The sequence below is a fragment of the Staphylococcus croceilyticus genome (genome assembly GCF_002902575.1).
GTDB classification, from domain to species: Bacteria; Bacillota; Bacilli; order Staphylococcales; family Staphylococcaceae; genus Staphylococcus; species Staphylococcus croceilyticus.
On record NZ_PPRD01000054.1, the window covers coordinates 1 to 201 of the forward strand.

Here is a 201-nt window from a genome sequence, read left to right on the forward strand (position 1 = left end):
GTAAACGACAAATATTAATTAAAGTGCCTAAAGTAACCGAAAGACCTACATATGTTTCACTCAAAAAACAACGTTTTTTATGTCGCCAATGTCACAGTACCTTTGTCGCTCAATCTGAAATAGTAGATAAACATTGTGTGATTTCAAACAATACAAAAAAAGTAATCTTAGACAAAAGTGTTCAAGACCGTTCGGTCAAAT

General features: G+C 32.3%; 1 pseudogene. It reads left to right on the forward strand.

The features are described 5' to 3' along the window. A pseudogene (locus tag CD128_RS11855) lies at nt 1-201 on the forward strand (ISL3 family transposase); the annotation flags it as partial.